Source organism: Helicobacter enhydrae, assembly GCF_001693335.1.
GTDB classification, from domain to species: Bacteria; Campylobacterota; Campylobacteria; order Campylobacterales; family Helicobacteraceae; genus Helicobacter_G; species Helicobacter_G enhydrae.
This window is the reverse complement of record NZ_CP016503.1, coordinates 1,140,912-1,160,948: the sequence shown is the minus strand read 5'-3', so window position 1 is coordinate 1,160,948 and position 20,037 is coordinate 1,140,912. Positions and strand designations below refer to the sequence as shown.

Here is a 20,037-nt window from a genome sequence, read left to right as displayed (position 1 = left end):
ACGATTTTAAAGGGATTTAAAGGGGTTTTAAAGGGGGTTTTGGTTTTCATTTAAAAACCCTTTTGATGATTTCCTCGTGGTGTGTGCTCAAAAAATCTATCACTTCTTTTTGCTCAAGCTCTAGGGCAAGATGGGCTAACTCTTTGATGGTGAGCTCTGCTTTTTCTCTAAGTTTGTCTTTGAGTTTGAACTCATCATCGTTTTTGGGGGCTTTGAGTTTCCAATAAGTTTGGGCGTATTTGTTGAGCTTCTCTAAGGAGGGGTTAGCACCTTCTAGCAATGCTTTTTCAAAAGAGGCAATGAGGGTGGCAAGAAAATATTCCTCACTTGCTTTTATTTCCTCCTCTCCTCTTTTTTCTCTCAAAAACGCTTCATCCCAATCATCTCCTGCTTCTTTGGCTTTTTTCTTGTGGTAGTAAAAAGTCGAGCGCGTGATGTCAAAAAGTGTGCAAATAGAACTAATCTCTTTTCCTTTGAGATAAGCATTTTTGATTTCTTGGCGTTGTGGGTTCAAATCCTCCTCCTTTTTCTTAAGAGTGGAATTTTTACCTAGTCCTAATCGTTATTTTGAGGAAAAATTCGCAAAATTGGGGGCTTGCCTCCATTTAGAATTCCAATCAAAAAAATAAGGAGCGGGAATGAGAGAGTTTTTGATCGAATTCAATGAAGTCTCAAAAGATGACAAAATCAAGATTTCTCCTGTGGGAGAAAAGGTTGTCGGAAGAGATGGAAGAGTGTTTGCCATCAATGCAGAAGAAGTGATAAAGGCTACCAAAAAAGGTGGAGTGGATCTGATGCTTGATGTAGATCATTGTGGAGGAGAGGCTGTTGGGTGGTTTGCACTTAATAGTTTGGAAGCAAAAGATGATGGAATCTATGCAAAGCTAGAGCTTACGCCAAAGGGGGAGGAGCTAGTAAAAAACAAAGCCTACCGCTATCTCTCACCGGCATATTTGACAGAATATCAAGGCGAGGCAATGGTGGTCAAAGGGATCCATAGTGTGGGACTAGTCAACCACCCCAATCTGTTGAAAAAGAGCCTCAACTCCAAAGAGGAGGGAGAGGGAATGCAAAAAGAGAATGAAAAGCTCAAGCAAGAGAATAAAGAGCTCAAGGCAGAGATTGAACAACTCAAGCAGGAGAATGAAAAGCTTCTCTCCTCAGTCAAAGAGCTAGAAAAAGAAAAAGAGGCAATCATCAAAGAGTATGAGAGCAAGCTCACTAGCACCAAAGTCAAGAATGCTTTGATGGGGAATAGAATGCTTAAAAAAAGAGAGGAGGAGGCTAGCAAACTTAGCGGTGAGGCACTGGAGAGCTTTTTGTCTATGTGTGCTTATGAGGCTAAGGAGGTTTTGAAAGGAAGTGATCTGGCGGATTTGCAAAAAAACTCAACGCAAAGCACAGATAAAGAGAAAATCGCCCAAAGTTTAGGGCTTGAAAATTTAGATTAAGGAGAAAAAAATGCCAAATAAGTTGGACGCAAGTTTTATGGAGAATGTGAGTAAGGGCTTTTCTAAGGTGTTTAATGAGAGCCTTGTCAAGCAAAATGATGACTACAAAAAGATCTCACTTGAGGTATTGAGTAATACCATCGTGACAGATTATGCCTGGATTGCAGACCTTCCTAGTATGAAAGAGTGGGTGGGAGAGAGAACACTCAAAGAACTCTCAGCCCACAACTACACAATCAAAAAGAAAGATTGGGAGGCAACAATCAAAATCCATAGGGATAATTTGATCTATGATAATTTGGGGATTGTCAAGCCACAGATACAGAGTTTGGCAGAGAGTGTGAGTATGCACTACAATCAACTCATTTTCAAGCTTTTGGAGGATAATGGGGATTGTTTTGATGGGAAGAAGTTTTTCGCCACTGATCATAATGTAGGTAGTCAGAGCTTTGGCAACAAAGGAACAAAGGTGCTAAGTGCGGAGAGCTTTTTGGAGGCAAGAAAGGAGATGAGGAGTTTGGTGAATTCTCATGGCACTCCTCTTGGAATCCGTCCTAACTTGCTCGTTGTGCCTCCTGAACTAGAGGCAACAGCCCTCAAAATCCTCAAGGCTCAAACAATAGAGGGCTCTAGCAATATCACTTATGGAATGTGTGAGCTTTTGGTGTGTGATCATTTGAGCAATGATAAGGCGTGGTATCTCTTTGATACAAGTCGCAGTGTGAAGCCTTTCATTTTGCAGGTGAATAAAAAGCCTGAATTTGTCGCATTGGATAAGCCTAACTCTGATCGCAATTTTATGAGCAAAGAAATCCTCTATGGAGTGGATACTGAAGATAATGCAGGGTATGGAATGTGGCAGCTTGCTTATAAAAGTGAAGGAAGCGAGCAATGAATAGAGAAAAGGCTCAAAAGTTAAGGGAAGAGAATGAGAGGGTAGAAAATGGGGGGAGAGAGCTAGAAGAAAGAGTGGCAAACTTAGAGGAAAGAGTGGCAAGCTTGGAGGCAATCTGTGAAAGCTTGGTGGAGCATGTAGGGAGAATGGAGGAAGAGCTTGAGCCTAAAAGAGCAATGGAGGCTTAAGGCAGAAGCCTCTCTGCTAGATCCTCCAAAAGAGGAGTATCTGGAGCATGCAATGAAAGAGGCAAAAGAAGTGGCAAAAGGAAAAGAAGTGCCTACTTTTGCCCTCCTTGATGTGGCTCTTGTGAGATTGAAACTTTTGCTCAAAGTGCAACTCAATGGAGAAGATGAGCTCCTCTATAAACAAGCTTTGAGCGTTATCAAAGAGGCTCCAAGTGAGGGGAGCGAGAGAAAGAGTAATTATGCAAGCAAAACTAGAAGGAGTGAGTTTGATCTGTAGTGTTTTTGATGAACTTTGCACCGCCACTAGAGCTAAGCCCCTCAAAGAAATCCCCAATGAGAATGGGCGGTATCTGCTTTTTAGAGGGCTAAGGGTGCAGGGGAATGAGGAAACCCAAGAGTATAGCTTGTTTTTTGTTTTTAATGCAAGTGATGCAAGGGCAGGACTAAAGGAGGTCGATGGGATCAAAAGAGAGATCCTCCAACTCCCTACTTTGGAGAATGTGTTGCTTCCTAATAAGGTGAAACTAGAAGAAATCAAGAACTCTATTGTTGGGTTGGCTCATAGCTATGAGTTTGCTATCAAAATAAGACTGAAAGGAGCGTGGGCGTGAGAAAAATCGAAAAAATCATCATCCACTGCAGTGCCACTCCCCCTCAATCTGATATTGGAGTGCGTGAAATCGATATATGGCACAAAGAGAGAGGGTGGAAAGGCTGTGGGTATCACTATGTCATCAAAAGAGATGGAGAAATCCAAAAAGGACGCGGGGTGGAGGAGATCGGAGCTCACACTAAGGGGTTTAATGCCAAAAGTATCGGAATCTGCCTGGTGGGTGGGGTGGATAAGAATGGCAAAGCAAGGGATACAAAAACACAGAAACAAGAAGCGTCTCTAAGGGCTTTGCTAGGAGAACTCACAGAGGAGTTTAAGGGGGCGGAGGTGCTAGGGCATAGGGATTTGGATCCAAACAAAGAATGTCCTAGCTTTGATGTAAGGAAGTGGCTCAATGTTTAGAGGTGTAGTGGCAGGAGCTATTGGAGCTGTTTTTTTGGTTTTGTGTATGTCTCTGATGTATTACAAGAATGCTTATGAGGAAAAGAGTGGGCAGTTTGTGAGGTGCAAGGGGCAGGCTGATGGACTGATAGCAACACTCAAGCACAAGGAGCTAAGGCTCAAAGAGTTTATGGAGCAAAAACAAGATGAAAGGCAAAAAATCATCACAAAATACAAAATCATCAAGCAAAAAGATGAGGATTGTCAATCTTTTAGGGAGGGAGTGCATGAGGTTCTTGATGTTTTCTATTCCCATCCTCCTCCTTAGTGGGTGTGCAAAGGAAGTGGTCACTATCATGCTTCCTTGTGAGGTCAAAAGTGCCCATCGTCCAAAAGCGAAGCCAACAAATGATAATAAATTGCTTCTGTGATCTTGCCTTGACGATACCACAACTCGATTTTTTGTCTGATAGCATCGATTTTTGCTCCGTTGTAATCGCTAAAATATTGCCTTGTCCCATGAGTGCCCAGACAATAGTGCTGATATATTTTTCCCTCGATGATCGGAGTTGATGTGTCTGATTGCAATTCTTCAAACAAGCAATGCACATCTGCAAACTCTGCGTGGTTGCCAATGTAGTTTTGATTGAGCACAAAGCTATAATACTCCCAATCATTAGCAATGACTTGCTTAGTCTTGTTTTTGAACAACTTGCCCACAGCACCAGTCCCAGCAAAAACATCGCAAAAAACACTTTCTTTGAGACTTTTGGAACCAGCATGGCTTAGCGTTGATTCTATTGTTTCCTCCAAAAATGCATAAAGCTTGTATTTTGAACCAATATAATTCACACATCGCCCTCCCAATCAAGCTTTTTCATTTTTTCCGTCTTTGCGATCGATTTCAACCTTTGTATTCACCAAATCACCATTAATCCCAAGCATTGCACACTTTACACCTTTTGAGACTACAACCCCAATGCAAAAACATTCCACAAATGCTCAACCTCCAAATCATCAAGTCCGATGCTACTGCGTTGGGACAAAAACTCTATGATTTTATGGCGTTTGAACACATATCCACCTGCACATTGCGGATGTGCAAACAAAAAAGAACGCCCCAAAGAAATGCCATCTTGCAACGCCCTCCCGCACAAAAAACACATCTCACTCTGCAATCTAGCACTACGCCCCTCATACTCCACTATTTCAGCACTCATCTCAAGAGCCACACGCATAGGGTTTTGCATTTGCATTTTTGTGGCTGATTGTTCCAATAGATCATAATAAAATCGTGGCAACTCCTGCACTTCCACCAAATGCTTGGACAACAAACGCATCACAAACTGCCACACATAGACACGGCTATAATCCTGCTCCCACGCATAGCCTAGCTGGATCAAATTACAAATCTTTGGCAGATACACCCCCTGATATTGCAAATCAAAATCTATCTTGCGTCCCAAAGCGATGATACTATGCCTCATTCCATAGAAACGATAGGCTTGAAGTATTTTGCTAGAAGTCAAAACCGATACGATCAAATCCTGATCTCTAACTTTTGCAATACGCAAAATAAATCCCTGCATTGAAGCAACCTTACACACTCAAAGATTTCTGTTTTTTGTTAAGATTCTAAGTTAAAATTACCAATTTTAAAACCAGAATCAAGGAAAACAAGTGGGTTTAGAAAAGTTTTTTAGCAAATTTAGATCTAGCTCTAGAGCGACATCAGATGAAGCCCCAAGCCATTGGGTCAAATGCCCAAAATGCAATGCCATCAATTATTACAAAGAAGTTTTGAACCAACAAAATGTCTGCCCAAAATGCACCCACCATTTCAAAATCAGTGCTCAAGAACGCATTAACCTCCTCTGTGATACCTTTGTAGAATACGATCAAACCCTTGCCCCCAAAGATCCCCTCAACTTTGTGGATAAAAAAAGCTACAAAAAACGCATTGAAGAAGGAGTCAAAAAAACAAGACGCCCAAGCTCTATCATCAGTGGGGAGGGGCTGATGTTTGATGAAAAATTTCAGCTCGTGGTGTTTGATTTCGCATTTATGGGGGGAAGCTTGAGTTCTGTGGAGGGGGAAAAGATTTTGAGAGCCATCAAGCGGTGCATTGATTCTCATCAAGCCTTGGTGATTGTCTCAACAAGTGGCGGAGCAAGAATGCAAGAATCCACCTTTTCACTCATGCAAATGGCAAAAACAAGTGCGGCACTCAATAGCCTAAGCCAACACAAACTCCCTTTTATCTCCTTACTCACAGATCCGACTTATGGGGGAGTGAGTGCAAGTTTTGCATTTCTAGGAGACATCATCATCGCAGAACCCGGTGCCAACATCGGCTTTGCTGGTCCTAGAGTCATCAAACAAACCATTGGGGCAGATTTGCCCGAGGGATTCCAAACGGCAGAATTTCTACTTGAATGCGGACTCATCGATATGGTCAAAGAACGCAAAGACCTCAAAGAAACCATCTACCATCTCATCAAGATTCTCAAACCCAAATGATTATCAACCTTTATTCTATTGGCAAAAACGATTTGTTTGCAGATTTTTATTCCAAAATCATTCAGCAATGCAGAGCGTTTGGCACAACACTCAAACTCCTAGACATCTTCACGCCCCAAATCGCCAAAGCCCAGCAACAATCTTACCAACAAGCACAAAAGTCCTACACTCAAGCATTTGCCAAATTCCTTAGCCCCCACTCTTATGCACTGCACCCCGATGGCAAAACCCTAGATTCTCTGCAGTTTGCCCAAATCTTGCAAGATCAAAGCGAGGTGAGTTTTTTTATCGGTGGAGCCTATGGTTTTGAAAAAGACTTTTTGGAGCAAACACGCAGTGTTTCACTAAGCCCACTGACACTCTCCCACCAGATCGCCAAAGTTGTCTTGTGTGAGCAAATCTATCGCGGTTTGAGTATCAACGCAGCACACCCTTACCACAAATAAAGGAGATTTTATGGATCAAGAAATGATAGAAAAATTTCGTATTATTTTGCAAGAACGCATTCAGTCTATTCAATCCCACATCAACACTGCAACACATTCTTTTGCTGAGCTTCATTCAGACAGAGCACCCGATCACGCCGACATCGTCTCTATCAATTCACAAGGTCTGCTCAATGCCTCCATACTTACGCAATACCAAACAGAATTGCGTGAAACAGAATACGCACTCAAAAAGCTTAACGAAGGGACTTTTGGGGTTTGCGAAATGTGCGGAGATTTCATCGAAGAAAAACGACTTGAGCTCAAACCTCACGCCAAATTTTGTATCATTTGTCGTGAAATATATGAAAAAGATCGAAAATAAGGAGTCAAAATGAAAATACGCCACTACTTCATTGCAGGTTTAGCTTTTATTGTGTTTGTGGGCTTATGTGCCTATTTTATTTATCCCGAGGACTTGTCAATTCACATTTGGGGAATGCAATCAGAGCTTACGCTCCCTCTTGCAGTTTGGATCATCATCACGCTAGGTGTGTTTTTTGTCCTCACTTTGTTGTTTTTGACGACAAACAGCATTGCAACGCAAATCCATTCATATCGAGGCAAAAAAGACTTTGAGCATTTGCTCACTCAGATCCAAAACCAAATGCTTGACATCAATCACTCTGATTTGTCTTTCAAGCTCCCTGCTTACCAAACGCTTTCCAAAGCTCTGCAACGCTGTCACATCACCCCCATTCTCACAAGCCCAGAGAGTGGCAATGCCAAGTTTGATCATCTCATCAAAGATTTGGAGCAGATTTCCAATGGCGTGTTTTTGAAGACAAATATCCAATACCCCAAAGATACGCATTTTTGGAATCTAAACACACAAAACAAGATCGCTTCAGATTTGAAATTCGCACGAGAAGTCCTCAATGGAGACTATCAAGAAACACTCCAAGAAAAAGCTCTTGATACGCTTTTCCACTCTCAGCTTGATGCCAAGGCGATCCAAAAAATCACAGCTTCAGAATATTCTCCTACAATCACCCAAAAGCTCATTGCACACTTGCTAGAAGGTGGATTCAAAATCCCGCTTGATCAGCTCCAAAAACTGATTTTGAAAGCCAAGTTTTCAACACAAGCAATGATTGCCTTGCTTGGCAAACTCAACACCAATTATCCGCCTGATTCTTGTTTGCATCTTTTGGAAAACCTTGCTCCACACTCTCCAAATATCAAAGTTGCTTATGTGTATTTGTTACTAGAGTATTCAATGTTTCAAAAAGCACAAGAATATTTGCACACCGAAGAATGCGAGGAATTGCTTTGGGCTCAAGCATTTCTAGACCTCAAGGAAGCCAACAAGCACTATCCACTAAGCTTATTTTTTAAGTTTTCTTAAATTACTCTTGTGCTACCCTCTAAGCAAATACTTGCAGAGGGTGCTTAGATGCAAAGTTTAGAATCGCAGTTTTGGTTTTTTAGAATCCACAAAGACACTTTTGCATATTCAAACACGCCTCCAAGAGCCAAAGCTTCTTACCTCATCATCTCTTCCCAATCTGCCATCCACGCAGAGTTTGAGCTAAAAACAAACGATTTCAAATACCTCAAGCAAGAGCTTCTGCTCACAGCCTATCAGCAAGGCATCCTCAAGCCCGATCAAACCTATCTTCTCAACCACTTCACCACGCCACAGCAAACCTTCCAATGCTTTTTTATCCCCACACACTTCCTCCCCAAACATTATCAATACGCCACCCTTGATCTGTTTTTCCCATTGACATTACTCTCTGATGGAGCTTGCCTAATAGGCTATGACACACACTATGCTTTTTGTTTTTATCAAAACAACGCCCTCTCTTATCACAAAGCGATTCACTCTAGCGAGGATTTGTGGATTGCCACCCAATATGTCCAGACTATTTTGGACTACCAGCTCAAAGAGGTGTTTTATCTCTCACCCCACAACTCCCAACCCCCAGAATCCCCACTATCTGTATCCATCAAGCCTTATTCTCTACTTTTTTCCCAAGAGAGCTATGCCCATTTCCCACCAAACAAAGAAGTGCATTTCACTTACACAGCACTCCCAAATGCAAAAACAGACACGCACACCACGCCAATCCGACAAACAAAATACACCAAATTGCTCCTCTATATCGCCTCTCTTGCGTGTATCATCTACCCCTCAAGCCTTTGGCTCTACCACCTTCATCTCTCAAACACTCTCCAATCACTCCAACAAGACAGAACTGAGGCGATTCAAAACACATCGATTGCCCAAAAAAACCTCCAAGAGATTTCTGCACAAATGGCACAACTTGAGAATCTCAAAAAAGACAATCTATCCCTACTCTATGCGATTTGGTCGCACCAAAACGATAGGCTTTGGCAACAATGGCTGCTAGAATGTATCAACCTCATCCACCAAAAACAACTCTCCATACAAGAGCTAACTATCAGCCCCCACAAAGAGGTTTTTCTCAAACTCTTTGCCCCAAGCAAAGAGCATTTGATGGATTTCCAGCATTCGCTCAAAAACACACAAATCACACTGCTGCAAACCCACAAGGAAAAAGATGAAACACTTTTTTATATCAAGCTTTTTAAGCACTAAAGATTATTTGGCACAATGGCTCAACACGCGTAGCACAAGAGAAATCTATCTTCTTTATATTGTTTTTGCACTTATTCTTTTCTATGCCATTGAGCCAATGGCGACATCTTTGCACTACAAAATCGAGCATACCACACAGCAAATCCAAGCCCTAAAGCTTCAAACCAAACTTGAAAAAGACTTCATTCTCTCGTTGCAAAACAAAAGTGCATCTCCGCAAAATATCCAAGATTCACTCAAGCAAGAACAAGCATTACACCAACAAATCCTCCAAAAAATCAATGCTTTAGAATCCCACACCACCTCATACCACTCGCTATTGGAGCTATTCCCATCCATTCAGATCATCCAATCCAAAATCCTAGAAAATCAAAGTGTCAAACTTCTTATCAAAGGAAATGTGACGCACTTTTTGCAAGATCTCACCCACATTCAAGCACTCATCAAACTCACACAACTCCAATACACCCAAGAACGCTTTGAAGTGGAGCTCAAACTGCTCCAAACACTCCCCATTCCTCAGTTGCCCCAACAACTCTCATACACCCCAAATGAAATCACAGACATTTTGAGCCTGCAGAAACACAATACGACAAAACTCTCTCTTGAAGCCATTTTGAACTCTAGGGCAAAAATCAATGGAGTGTGGCTCTCAAATGGCGAAAGTATAGGAGAATACACAATCCAGCAAATCACACGAAGTAGCGTGATACTCACCTCCAAACACCACACAATCACGCTCAAACTCCATTCCAAAGGAATCTTCAAATGACAAAAATATTGTGGATATACGCATTATGCACTCTGATCCTGCTAGGTCAATGCAAAAACTTCAACCTCCAAACCAACGGCACATTGACATCTGCAGAGATCCTTGAAGAAGTCGCACACAAATGCCATTTGAGCTTGATTTATACAGACAAACTTGCAGAGGATTTTCTCACCCACAACAAACCTAGACTTATTTTCAAGAATCTCAATCTAGATGAAGTCCTCAAACTCCTAATCCAAGAGTTTGATTTGTTTTTCACCCTCAAAAACAAAGTGTTAAAAATCGGAATGCTCCAATCCAAAACCTATGATCTCAACTATGTTTCAACGCTCAGAAAAAGCTCAAGCAATACAGATATTATTTTTTCCCAAAACCTATCCAATGCCCAATCAACCTTTGGCGGAGAGGGCACCCAACCAAACTATGGCAAAAGTGGGACAAAAATCTCTAGCACGGATGAAAATGATTTTTGGAATACACTAGATACAGAACTCAAAGCAATGCTCTATCGCCCCGAAGATAGGCACTCTCCCAAACAAGACAACACAAACATCATCATCAACAAAAACGCAGGACTCATCACCATTACAGCCACACAAGCCCAACACAAACGCATACAAGACTATATCCAACGCATCAACAAAAAATCTCACGCTCAAGTTTTGATTGATGTGCATATTTATCTCATCAAGCACAGCAAATCCAAAACTTCAGGAATCAACTGGGATGAATTCTACAATCTTGGCAACATTGCACTCACAGGGGCAACGAGCCAATTGCCTAGCTTGCTTCAGATTCAGAACTCTTCAGTCAATTTTGGAATCAATGTCTTCTCTCAAGGGGTCAATCTCAATCGTATCGTGGAGTTTTTGGAAAAATATGGTGAAACACGCTCCCTCAGCAATCCCAAAATCCTCACCCTCAACAATCAACCCGCCATCATTTCTGTCGGTAGCGTATTGCGTTATTCCCAACAGCTCATCTACCAAAGCAATACTTCCAACGCCAATATCCAAAACTCCACCCAAAACTACCCTAGCATTTTCGCAGGGGTTTTGCTCGACATCACTCCATCGATCCAAAACGATGAAATCATCCTCAAAATCAATCCATCCATCACACGCACCAAAAACGCCTCTATCGAAAACGAATCCAACGCGCTCCAAAGCCCACCCAATCTATCCACCAACCAACTCTCATCGATTGTCAAACTCCAAAATGGTCAAAAAGTGGTGCTTGGAGGACTTATCTCCAATTTCAAAAGCAATAGGCAATACAAAGTCCCTATACTAGGAGACATCCCTTTGCTCAATTTGCTTTTCAGATACAAATGGGACACAGATTACACAGAAGAAATGGTCATCATCATCACGCCCAAAATCATCCAACCCCACAACCAGCCTTTCAAACAAGATCCCAAAATCCAAGAAAAACTTGAAACCCTCATCAAGGAGGCTCGATTTGAATCTTAGTGCATTCAAACTCCACACATCTATTTCAGAGAAACTAGAAATGATTCTCCAAGAGATTGATACAGCGATCCACATTGAGACAACGGGCAAAAATCCGCCCTCTCTCCTCAAAGAGTTTTTGCCAATCCCCCTCAGGCATCTCCCCATTCTTGCGACACAAATCACACAAGAGGACTTTTTGCTCAAGCTAGAAACACTCAAAACCAATCAAGCACTTCAAACCATCATCACCAAAATCAAACAAGAGGAAAATGACGCACTCACAGAGCTTTTGGATTTTTTGCTTGAGATCAGTATCCAACATCTTGCAAGTGATATACATCTAGAGCACAAAAACACAACAGCCACGATGAGGATACGCGTCGATGGCATCATCAGGGAAATCTTTCACTTTGATGAAGAGATATTTTTGCTTTTGAGCTCCAAAATCAAGCTAGAAGCTCATCTAGACATTCACGAAAAACGCAAAGCACAAGATGGTCGCTTTTGCAAAAAGTTTTCACTCATTCAGTTTGATTTTAGGATCTCAACACTCCCCACACAAAGTGGCGAATCCATCGTGATACGCATCCTCAACCAAAACACAAAACTCCTCAATCTCACAGAGCTTGGATTTGATTCTACGATCCAATCTGCACTCCAATCCCCAAGTGGCTTGATTTTTGTCACAGGTCCCACAGGTAGTGGCAAAAGCACCACGCTCTATGCAATGCTTGAAGAAATCAAAAGCATAGAAAAAAAGATCATCACGATTGAAGATCCAATCGAATATGATTTGGATCTGCTCACACAAGTCGCCATCAACGAAGAATATGGCTTTGGTTTCAGCCAAAGCCTCAAAGCAATCCTAAGGCAAGATCCCGACATCATTATGGTAGGAGAAATCAGAGATACACAAACCCTCTCTTTGGCAATCAGATCATCGCTCACAGGGCATCTTGTCCTCTCGACTTTGCACACCAATGATGCCATCAGTAGCATTGAAAGATTAATCGATATGGGAGCCAAACCCTACCTCATCGCCTCTGTCCTCAAACTCATCATCTCTCAGCGTCTAGTGAGAAAACTTTGCCCCCACTGCAAAATCATAGATTCCAATCCCCCATCGATACCCAACGCAAACCATCAGCACTTTTTTGCCCCCAAAGGGTGCCAAAAATGCCACAACACAGGATATAGCGGACGCATAATGATTGTGGAAAATCTACACATCACGCCACAACTCACACAGCTCATCGCCCAACGATCAAGCAAAGAAAAAATCCAAGAATACCTCACCCATCATCATTTCAAAACCCTACTAGAAGATGGAATCAACAAAGCCGCTCAAGGACTCACAAGCCTAGAAGAAGTGTTTAGGGTGGCGGGCAAATGAAATATCTCATCACGCTTTTAACACCACAAGGCACAAAACAGCACACCATCAATGCTCATTCCTTTGATGAAGCCAAACTGCTCACCATCAAACACTTCCACATTGCCCCCCATTCCATCTGCATTGCCCCACCACAATTCCCCACGCCAATTCCCCAACAACACATTATGCTGTTTTTCCACCAGCTTTTTTTGATGCTTCAAGCCAACTTGCCTCTCAAAGATGCGATTTATACAAGTATCACCAACTGCCAAAATCAACGCTTGGCACACACCCTAAACCTCATCTACAATCACCTCAACAATGGCTTGAGTTTGGGCGAGAGCTTTGAGCCATTTGCAAATATTTTTGGGACACTCACCACCAACCTCATCTGCATAGGTGCCCAAAGCAATCGCTTGGTCGAAACCCTTGAAATGATCGTCCTCTACCAACAAGAGCAACTTCATTATCGCAAAAACATCAAAAAAGCCTTCCGATACCCCCTCTTTTTGATCCTAACGATTTTCTTTGCTTTTGCTATTCTTTTGGAGCTACTTATCCCACAATTTATTGATATTTTTAGCACAAACTCCATTCCAGTCCCGCTATATACGCAGATTCTTTTTGATTTGCATCGCACTATCTCTCAAAACTTCTTGTGGATCATTGGCGGAGGGGTGTGTGTGGGATCGTGTGTCTATTTAAGTTTTTTACGCAAAGGCAGGAGTGCGAATTTTATTTATAAGATTCTGTGGCATATCCCATTGATTGGGGGAATCATGAAGCAAAACACTTGCTATCTATTTTTCCTTAGCTTATCGTTGTTTTATCAAGCAAAAATCCCCATCAATCTTGCCCTGCACAATGCAATCAAACTCATCCCCTATCCTTTTGTATCCCACACCCTCTTTCAAGCACTCCAATCCCTAGAAGATGGCAACTCATTGAGCCACGCACTCCAAGAATGCAAGTTTTTTGATCCTCTGCTGCTAAGTCTTGTTGCAACCAGTCAAAATAGTGGGAATCTTGGAGAGATTTTGGAGCTTTGTGCCAAAGAATACAAAAATCAACTACAAGACAATATCCAACAAAACATTGCTTATCTAGAGCCGATGCTTACGATTGTTTTGGGAGGTTTTGTATTGTTTTTGGCTTTGGCTATTCTCACGCCTTTGCAGGATTTGAATCAATTGATTAGTTTTTGAAGCCTAGAAGGCACAAATTGGCATTACACCAATTCGATCAGTGCCATCATGGAAGCATCACCGCGTCTGATTCTTGTGCGATGAATTTTTGTATATCCCCCATTACGCCCAGCATAGCGTGGAGCAATGTCAAGCACAAGTTTTTTTGTTGCAACCTTGTCTTGCAAATATGCAAAAACTGCACGATGAGCATTAAAATCACCCACTCTTGCTGTTGTGATAAGTTTTTCAATATAAGATTGCAATTCTTTTGCTTTGAACACTCCTGTTTCAATCTTCTCATGCGTGATCAAAGCGATTGCAAGATTTTTGAGCAACGCCTTGCGGTGAGAAGAAGTTCTACCAAGTTTTCTATATCCGTGCTTATGTCTCATACATTAATCCTTTTTAGATTTATTGATTTTCTTTTCAAATAGTGCAATAGTATTGTCTGCAAGCTTTGTGCCTACAGGATACCCAAGCTCTGCCATTTTTTCAGTGATCTCATCATAAGATTTTTTACCTAGATTTTTAATACCCTTCAACGCACTCTCTTCCATGATCACAAGCTCACCAATATGGCAAATTCCTGCACGATCAAGGCAATTGAAGCATCTTGCACTCAAATTCAAAGTATCAATCTTAATCATCAAAGTTTTGAGCTCTGCACTATCTTCACCATTATTTTTTGATGAGAAGTTTGGAGCTTCCAAAGACAAGTCTGCACCAAATACAGACATTTGAGAATGCATCACCAAAATCGCATTTTTAAAAGCTTGCATTGGGTCAATCTGTCCATCTGTCTGAATATCAAACACAATACGCTCGTAGTTTGGATTGTCCTCTACCAAAACATTTTCAATTTCATAAGTTACTTTTTTGACAGGCGTGAAAAACGCATCAAGTGGAATAAAACCTTGAGGCAATATCTCGCGAATGTCTTCACTTGGAACATATCCGATCCCACTCTGAATCAAAAGAGTGAGATTGAGTTCTGCACCTTCATTGATTGTGGCGATGTATAAATCTGGATTTTTGACTTCCATTCCCTCGACAGCAAAATCACCAGCACGCAAAATACGCTCTCCCTTGAACTGATAACTTGCTTTGAAAGGCTCACTATCCTCTTTGTTGGGAATAAAAAAGCGGATTTTCTTGAGATTGACAACAAGCTGTGAAACATCTTCAACAATTCCACGAATCGAATCAAACTCATGTGCCACATCCTCGATCTGAAGCCCAATGGGAGCAAAGCCCAAAGAACTAGACATCAAAAGGCGTCTGATAGGATGTGCAAAAGTGATCGCATATCCTGTTTCAAATGGATGTGCAGTGATTCTGATGTGATTGGTTCCAACCTCCTCTACAGAAATATCCGTAGGGACATAAGGGGTAGTTTTAATCGTTTTCATTAATGCCACCTCAAATTATTTGGAATACAACTCAACGATGAGTCTCTCTTCAATTGGAATCACGACTTCTTCTCGATTTGGGTATCTTGTAAAGATTCCAAACTTCTTGTCTTTATCTACATCAATCCACTCAGGAGTTGCGATTTGTGCAGAAAGCTCCAAAGCACGAACGATTTGTGCATTGTTTTTACTTTTTTCTTTGATTTCAATCTTTTGTCCAGGCTGAACCATATAAGATGGAATATCCAAACGCTTGCCATTCACCAAAATATGCCCGTGTGTCACAAGCTGGCGTGCGAAGCGTCTAGTAGTCGCAAACCCCATACGATAAACCACATTGTCCAAACGCTGCTCAATCAAGCGCACAAGGTTTGCTCCCGTATTGCCCTCGATACGATTAGCCTCTCTAAACAAACTTCTAAATTGCTTTTCACTGACACCATACATCATTTTGGCTTTTTGCTTCTCACGCAACTGCAAACCATACTCTGAAATCTTCCCGCGTCTTTGTCCGTGTTGTCCTGGTCCATAAGGTCGCTTGTCCAAAGCACTTTTGCCCGTAAGCCTACGCTCACCCTTCAATGCCAAAGAGACGCCAAATCTTCTTTCAATTTTTTCAACAGGTCCTCTATATCTTGCCATACGCTACTCCTTACACTCTTCTTCTTTTTGGAGGTCTGCAACCATTGTGTGGAAGAGGCGTAATGTCTTTGAACCACAATACCTTGATTCCCTCGATTGCTCCCACGCTCTTGACTGCAGTCTCACGACCACTTCCGGGTCCTTGCACCTTGATCCCGACTTCTTTGATTCCATGTTCTTTTGCCTTACTCATTGCACTCTCAACTGCTTGTTGTGCCGCATAAGGCGTTGATTTTTTGGAACCTTTGAAGCCCAAGCCTCCCGCAGTAGCCCAACAAATGACATTGCCCACTTCATCTGTCACTGTGATGTTTGTGTTATTGAATGTCGCAGAAATATACACAATACCCCTAGCGATATTTTTTTTGACAACTTTTTTCTTTATCGTTCTTTTTGCCATACTAATTCCTTTTATTTGCTACCTACGGTTTTCTTCTTGCCTTTTCTTGTTCGGGCATTATTTTTTGTTGTTTGTCCACGAACAGGAAGACCTTTTCTGTGTCTCAGACCTCTATAATTTCCTAAATCCATCAATGCCTTGATGTCCATAGTCACTTTTTTACGCAAATCACCCTCAACCATGTAGCTCTCTTGAATCTTTTTGGCAATCAAAGAGACTTCATCTTCGCTGAGATCATTAACTCGCTTATCAAAAGAAATATTTACGGAATTTAGGATATCCCTTGAACTCTTAAGTCCAATACCATAAATGTATGTGAGTGCATACTCAACTCTTTTCTTTTTTGGCAAATCTACACCAGCAATCCTAGCCATACTTTATCCTTGTCTTTGTTTATGTTTTGGAGTTGAACAGATTACTCTGATCACGCCTTTTCTCTTGATAACTTTACATTTATCACACATTTTTTTGACCGATGGTCTTACTTTCATTAACATCCTCCTTCAAATCTAGTGATGTAAAAAGTGATTTATAGAGCCTAAATTCTAGACAATATAAGCTTTGGATTATACCCAAAACTAAGGGTTTTTATCCAAAAACTTGCAAATTTCTTATTATTTGTATCTAAAAGTGATGCGTCCCTTATCCAAACTATAAGGGGTTAGCTCGATCTTGACACGATCGCCAAGAAGGATCTTGATATAGTGCATTCTCATTTTTCCAGCAATATGACACAAAACGATATGCCCATTATCAAGCTCTACCCTAAAAGTCGCATTTGGCAACACTTCAATCACTTTCCCATCAATCTCAATGACATCATCTTTTGCCATCATTTCTCCTCTGATAAAATTTTTGCTCTGCCATCGATAATAGCAACCATGTGCTCATAATGGCTTGTGTTTAGCCCGTCCTTTGAAACCACAGACCACCCATCTTCCAACACGACCGGCTCTCCACTTTTTTGACAAATCATAGGCTCAATACAAAACACCATTCCATTTTGAATCTTTGGTCCAGATTTGGCACTGCCATACTCTAAATAATTTGGAATCTGTGGATCTTCGTGTGGTTTGCGACCAATGCCATGCCCACAATAATCGCGTAATGGCACATAGCCATACCCCCTAATCAACGCCTCTAGCATTTGGCTCAATTCTTTGAAATGCATTCCTGCTCTAATCTCTTGGATCGCTTCCAAAAGTGTGTTTTTGGAACAAGCGATCAGCTCGTGATCTTTTGGTGCGATTTTGCCTATCCCTATAGTAATCGCTGCATCTCCAAAAAAGCCATCTTTTTCTGCCCCAACATCAATCCCCAAAATATCTCCATCTTGCAATTTATAATCTGTGGGGATCCCGTGTATCACTACGGAATTAAGAGACAAACAAGCAGAGTTTGGAAAACCATACAAGCCTTTGAATGCGGGTTTTGCACCACAGGAGCGAATGCTATCTTCAATCAAAGTATCCAGTTCAAGCAAACTCATTCCCACGGATGCAGAGTGGCGCGCCTTGCTCAACGCCTGTGCAACAATATCTGCAGATTGAGATAATTTCTCAATTTCAGATGTTTTGCGGATCGCGATTGCCATCAAAGACCTGTTGCACTAAGCATTTTGTATTTGTCCATATAGGCTTGTGCCTCTACTTTTCTCATTGTATCCATTGCCACTTGAACAACAATCAACACAGCGGTGCCGCCAAAATGAAATGGCAAACCCATTGCTTTCAAAATAATCCAAGGTAAAGTAGAAATCAATGCCAAATAAAGCGCTCCCCAAAAAGTCAGATTGCTCACCACATCATTCAAAAATCCAGTTGTCCCCTCACCTGGTCGTAATCCCGGGATAAACCCACCTTGTTTTTTGAGATTTTCTGCAATATCCTTGGAATTAAAAACAATGGAAGCATAGAAAAAAGCAAAAAATATGACAAACAAAAACATCAAAATGTTGTAGAGATAGCCACTAGGATTAATCCAATCAGCAATTTTGAGCAAATAGGGATTGCTAGAACTCTGCAAAATCGTTGCGGGAAAAATCAAAAGAGCCGAAGCAAAAATCGCAGGAATCACTCCACTCAAATTAACCTTAATAGGAATGTAGTTCATAATGCGTTTGTTTTGGTTTTGCATGACTACCTTTCTCGCATAGGACACAGGGATCCTGCGTTCTGAGAGCTCCATATACAAAATCACAAAAATAGTCCCTAGCATCACAGCCAAAATCGCCAACAAGCTCAACCAATTCAGCTGTCCGGTATTCACAAGCTCAAAAAGTGCCTTAATCCCTGATGGGATAGCCGATACAATCCCCGCAAAAATAATCAAACTCACACCATTCCCCACACCTCTTTGGGTGATTTGCTCACCAATCCAAAGCAAAAGCATTGTGCCTGCAAGCATTGAAAATGTTGATATGACCACAAAGCTTGTCATATCGATGGTAATCACTCCCCCATCGCCCATACTTCTCAAACCAAAAGAAACGCTGATGGATTGAATAATGGTGATGACTATCGTTGCATACTTGATGATTTGAGTGTATTTCTGTATCCCGTCTCTCTCTTTTTTGAGTTTGCCAATATTTGGAAATGTCGCAGCCAAAAGTTCCATAATAATTGAAGCAGTAATATAAGGCATAACCCCCAAAGAAATGATACTCAAACGCTCCACAGCATTTCCGCTAAACATATTAAAAAGCCCGAGTGCATTGTTGGCATTTTGATCAAAAAATCGTTTGATTTCTGCAATATCCACCCCTGGCACAGGAACATAAGCCAGCAGGCGATACAAAAAGAGGAATAAAAGAGTGATGAGAATCTTATCGACAATTTTTTTATTCATTTATTGTGCCTTAGTTACTCTTACTCTCTCATCTTTAATCTTAAAAGCCAAAGAAGATGCTTGTTCTCCAATCAATTTAACTTTGGTTACATAAAGAGGGAATCTATAGATTGCTCTCAAGCTCTCCAAAGTAATCTCTTCCAATGCCAAAACTGCGTCGCTTTTTGCGGTATTGATCACATAGGGCTTCTCAACTCTTGAGTTAAATCCAACTTTAGGAAGTCTTCTTTGAAGTGGTTGTTGTCCTCCTTCAAATCCTCGCTTTGCCTTATAACCTGTCCGTGCAGTTTGACCTTTTCCGCCACGCGTAGAAGTCTTCCCCATTCCGCTCCCTTGACCTCTTCCTACACGCTTGATTTCTTTTGTGCTTCCTTTTGCAGGTTTAATTTGCTCTAACATATTCTTGCTCCTTAGGCTTTAATCTTTGCCAAAGCATCAATAGTCGCTCTAACAACATTGTAAGGATTGTTTGATCCCAAAGATTTTGTCAAAATATCTTTGATTCCTGCAAGTTCTATCACTGGGCGCGCAGAACCACCGGCAATGACTCCGGTTCCCTCGCTTGCAGGTTTCAACAAAATCTTACTTGCATTGTATTTGTGCTCAATATCATGAGCGATTGTTGTGCCTTTAACATTGACTTGAATGATGTTTTTAAAAGCATCATCAATCGCTTTTTTGATCGCATCAGGCACTTCTTTTGCTTTGCCCAAACCAAAGCCTACAAGTCCATTTTTATTGCCAACCACAACAAGAGCATTGAAACGAAATCTACGCCCACCTTTCACAACTTTGGTAACTCTTCCAATATTTACAACAACTTCACTAAATTCTTCTCGATTAATTTCCATA

General features: G+C 41.4%; 31 protein-coding genes. 16 read left to right on the top strand and 15 right to left on the bottom strand.

Translation table 11 applies throughout. From position 1 onward, the window contains the following. Positions 1–46: 46 nt before the first annotated feature. Positions 47–514 (bottom strand): DUF1804 family protein, encoded by a 468-nt coding sequence (locus tag BBW65_RS05550; protein WP_066340848.1) that lies wholly within the window; start codon positions 512–514, stop codon positions 47–49. Positions 515–638: 124 nt separating this feature from the next. On the opposite strand from BBW65_RS05550, the gene BBW65_RS05545 reads away from it, so the two are divergent. The 7 genes from BBW65_RS05545 to BBW65_RS05515 are packed head-to-tail and all read left to right on the top strand — an operon-like array spanning position 639 to position 3,856. Further along, positions 639–1,451 carry a phage protease gene (locus BBW65_RS05545; RefSeq protein WP_066340846.1) on the top strand — a complete coding sequence of 271 codons (813 nt, stop codon included), beginning with the start codon at positions 639–641 and terminating at the stop codon, positions 1,449–1,451. 10 nt (positions 1,452–1,461) lie between these two features. Continuing rightward, on the top strand, positions 1,462–2,346 hold the full coding sequence (locus tag BBW65_RS05540; protein ID WP_066340844.1) for a Mu-like prophage major head subunit gpT family protein: 885 nt from the start codon (positions 1,462–1,464) through the stop codon (positions 2,344–2,346). Then, on the top strand, positions 2,343–2,534 hold the full coding sequence (locus BBW65_RS05535; protein ID WP_066340842.1) for a hypothetical protein: 192 nt from the start codon (positions 2,343–2,345) through the stop codon (positions 2,532–2,534). The genes BBW65_RS05540 and BBW65_RS05535 overlap by 4 nt, the downstream gene beginning before the upstream one ends. After that, positions 2,506–2,811: a hypothetical protein gene (locus BBW65_RS05530; protein ID WP_066340840.1), complete on the top strand. Its 306-nt coding sequence runs from the start codon at positions 2,506–2,508 to the stop codon at positions 2,809–2,811. The genes BBW65_RS05535 and BBW65_RS05530 overlap by 29 nt, the downstream gene beginning before the upstream one ends. Continuing rightward, positions 2,774–3,145 (top strand): hypothetical protein, encoded by a 372-nt coding sequence (locus BBW65_RS05525; RefSeq protein ID WP_199919391.1) that lies wholly within the window; start codon positions 2,774–2,776, stop codon positions 3,143–3,145. Before BBW65_RS05530 ends, BBW65_RS05525 begins: the two co-directional genes overlap by 38 nt. Beyond that, positions 3,142–3,549, top strand: a complete 408-nt coding sequence (locus BBW65_RS05520) for an N-acetylmuramoyl-L-alanine amidase (protein WP_066340835.1) — start codon at positions 3,142–3,144, stop codon at positions 3,547–3,549. The genes BBW65_RS05525 and BBW65_RS05520 overlap by 4 nt, the downstream gene beginning before the upstream one ends. After that, the gene (locus BBW65_RS05515) at positions 3,542–3,856 is read left to right on the top strand and encodes a hypothetical protein (RefSeq protein ID WP_066340831.1); all 315 of its coding nucleotides are present in this window, start codon (positions 3,542–3,544) and stop codon (positions 3,854–3,856) included. Before BBW65_RS05520 ends, BBW65_RS05515 begins: the two co-directional genes overlap by 8 nt. A gap of 44 nt (positions 3,857–3,900) precedes the next feature. On the opposite strand, the gene BBW65_RS05510 is transcribed toward BBW65_RS05515, so the two are convergent. From BBW65_RS05510 to recO, 3 genes are read right to left on the bottom strand one after another with little or no spacing between them, the layout of a single operon-like run. Continuing rightward, positions 3,901–4,380, bottom strand: coding sequence for a DNA adenine methylase (locus tag BBW65_RS05510; protein ID WP_066340827.1), 480 nt, complete (start codon positions 4,378–4,380; stop codon positions 3,901–3,903). 15 nt (positions 4,381–4,395) lie between these two features. Then, positions 4,396–4,524 (bottom strand): hypothetical protein, encoded by a 129-nt coding sequence (locus BBW65_RS08165; protein ID WP_199919390.1) that lies wholly within the window; start codon positions 4,522–4,524, stop codon positions 4,396–4,398. Continuing rightward, positions 4,497–5,117, bottom strand: a complete 621-nt coding sequence (gene recO / locus BBW65_RS05505; RefSeq protein WP_066340826.1) for a recombination protein RecO — start codon at positions 5,115–5,117, stop codon at positions 4,497–4,499. Before recO ends, BBW65_RS08165 begins: the two co-directional genes overlap by 28 nt. A gap of 91 nt (positions 5,118–5,208) precedes the next feature. Here recO and accD point away from each other — a divergent pair, with 91 nt between their 5' ends. The 9 genes from accD to BBW65_RS05460 are packed head-to-tail and all read left to right on the top strand — an operon-like array spanning position 5,209 to position 13,905. Then, positions 5,209–6,048, top strand: a complete 840-nt coding sequence (accD, locus tag BBW65_RS05500) for an acetyl-CoA carboxylase, carboxyltransferase subunit beta (RefSeq protein WP_066340821.1) — start codon at positions 5,209–5,211, stop codon at positions 6,046–6,048. Continuing rightward, positions 6,045–6,494, top strand: coding sequence for a 23S rRNA (pseudouridine(1915)-N(3))-methyltransferase RlmH (locus BBW65_RS05495; RefSeq protein ID WP_066340813.1), 450 nt, complete (start codon positions 6,045–6,047; stop codon positions 6,492–6,494). Before accD ends, BBW65_RS05495 begins: the two co-directional genes overlap by 4 nt. A 10-nt stretch (positions 6,495–6,504) precedes the next feature. Beyond that, positions 6,505–6,858, top strand: a complete 354-nt coding sequence (gene dksA, locus BBW65_RS05490) for an RNA polymerase-binding protein DksA (protein ID WP_083986090.1) — start codon at positions 6,505–6,507, stop codon at positions 6,856–6,858. Between the two features lie 9 nt (positions 6,859–6,867). Continuing rightward, positions 6,868–7,881: a hypothetical protein gene (locus tag BBW65_RS05485; protein ID WP_066340811.1), complete on the top strand. Its 1,014-nt coding sequence runs from the start codon at positions 6,868–6,870 to the stop codon at positions 7,879–7,881. Positions 7,882–7,929: 48 nt separating this feature from the next. Further along, a complete protein-coding gene (locus BBW65_RS05480; protein ID WP_066340808.1) occupies positions 7,930–9,099 on the top strand; it encodes a hypothetical protein in 1,170 nt (389 codons plus the stop codon). Continuing rightward, positions 9,062–9,871, top strand: coding sequence for a hypothetical protein (locus BBW65_RS05475; protein ID WP_066340805.1), 810 nt, complete (start codon positions 9,062–9,064; stop codon positions 9,869–9,871). Before BBW65_RS05480 ends, BBW65_RS05475 begins: the two co-directional genes overlap by 38 nt. After that, positions 9,868–11,343, top strand: coding sequence for a pilus (MSHA type) biogenesis protein MshL (mshL, locus tag BBW65_RS05470; protein WP_066340802.1), 1,476 nt, complete (start codon positions 9,868–9,870; stop codon positions 11,341–11,343). The genes BBW65_RS05475 and mshL overlap by 4 nt, the downstream gene beginning before the upstream one ends. Continuing rightward, positions 11,333–12,718 carry a GspE/PulE family protein gene (locus tag BBW65_RS05465; protein WP_066340799.1) on the top strand — a complete coding sequence of 462 codons (1,386 nt, stop codon included), beginning with the start codon at positions 11,333–11,335 and terminating at the stop codon, positions 12,716–12,718. Before mshL ends, BBW65_RS05465 begins: the two co-directional genes overlap by 11 nt. Further along, positions 12,715–13,905, top strand: a complete 1,191-nt coding sequence (locus tag BBW65_RS05460; protein WP_066340796.1) for a type II secretion system F family protein — start codon at positions 12,715–12,717, stop codon at positions 13,903–13,905. The genes BBW65_RS05465 and BBW65_RS05460 overlap by 4 nt, the downstream gene beginning before the upstream one ends. Positions 13,906–13,928: 23 nt before the next feature. Here the strand turns inward: BBW65_RS05460 and rplQ are convergent, their stop codons facing one another. From rplQ to rpsE, 11 genes are all read right to left on the bottom strand, one after another. Then, a complete protein-coding gene (gene rplQ, locus BBW65_RS05455; protein ID WP_066340793.1) occupies positions 13,929–14,279 on the bottom strand; it encodes a 50S ribosomal protein L17 in 351 nt (116 codons plus the stop codon). Between the two features lie 3 nt (positions 14,280–14,282). Beyond that, on the bottom strand, positions 14,283–15,296 hold the full coding sequence (locus BBW65_RS05450; RefSeq protein WP_066340790.1) for a DNA-directed RNA polymerase subunit alpha: 1,014 nt from the start codon (positions 15,294–15,296) through the stop codon (positions 14,283–14,285). Positions 15,297–15,311: 15 nt separating this feature from the next. Continuing rightward, the gene (gene rpsD / locus BBW65_RS05445) at positions 15,312–15,938 is read right to left on the bottom strand and encodes a 30S ribosomal protein S4 (protein WP_066340787.1); all 627 of its coding nucleotides are present in this window, start codon (positions 15,936–15,938) and stop codon (positions 15,312–15,314) included. A gap of 10 nt (positions 15,939–15,948) precedes the next feature. Continuing rightward, the gene (gene rpsK / locus BBW65_RS05440; protein WP_066340785.1) at positions 15,949–16,338 is read right to left on the bottom strand and encodes a 30S ribosomal protein S11; all 390 of its coding nucleotides are present in this window, start codon (positions 16,336–16,338) and stop codon (positions 15,949–15,951) included. Positions 16,339–16,349: 11 nt separating this feature from the next. After that, on the bottom strand, positions 16,350–16,712 hold the full coding sequence (rpsM, locus tag BBW65_RS05435) for a 30S ribosomal protein S13 (RefSeq protein ID WP_027326679.1): 363 nt from the start codon (positions 16,710–16,712) through the stop codon (positions 16,350–16,352). Between the two features lie 3 nt (positions 16,713–16,715). Then, the gene (rpmJ, locus tag BBW65_RS05430) at positions 16,716–16,829 is read right to left on the bottom strand and encodes a 50S ribosomal protein L36 (RefSeq protein ID WP_066340782.1); all 114 of its coding nucleotides are present in this window, start codon (positions 16,827–16,829) and stop codon (positions 16,716–16,718) included. 123 nt (positions 16,830–16,952) lie between these two features. Continuing rightward, positions 16,953–17,171 carry a translation initiation factor IF-1 gene (gene infA / locus BBW65_RS05425; protein ID WP_066340781.1) on the bottom strand — a complete coding sequence of 73 codons (219 nt, stop codon included), beginning with the start codon at positions 17,169–17,171 and terminating at the stop codon, positions 16,953–16,955. Then, a complete protein-coding gene (map, locus tag BBW65_RS05420) occupies positions 17,171–17,932 on the bottom strand; it encodes a type I methionyl aminopeptidase (RefSeq protein ID WP_066340778.1) in 762 nt (253 codons plus the stop codon). The genes infA and map overlap by 1 nt, the downstream gene beginning before the upstream one ends. Then, the gene (gene secY / locus BBW65_RS05415) at positions 17,932–19,185 is read right to left on the bottom strand and encodes a preprotein translocase subunit SecY (RefSeq protein ID WP_066340775.1); all 1,254 of its coding nucleotides are present in this window, start codon (positions 19,183–19,185) and stop codon (positions 17,932–17,934) included. The genes map and secY overlap by 1 nt, the downstream gene beginning before the upstream one ends. Beyond that, entirely contained in the window at positions 19,186–19,584 is a 399-nt protein-coding gene (gene rplO, locus BBW65_RS05410) for a 50S ribosomal protein L15 (protein ID WP_066340774.1), read from the bottom strand. An 11-nt stretch (positions 19,585–19,595) separates the two neighbouring features. After that, positions 19,596–20,036 (bottom strand): 30S ribosomal protein S5, encoded by a 441-nt coding sequence (gene rpsE, locus BBW65_RS05405; protein ID WP_066340773.1) that lies wholly within the window; start codon positions 20,034–20,036, stop codon positions 19,596–19,598. Between the last annotated feature and the right edge of the window lies 1 nt (position 20,037).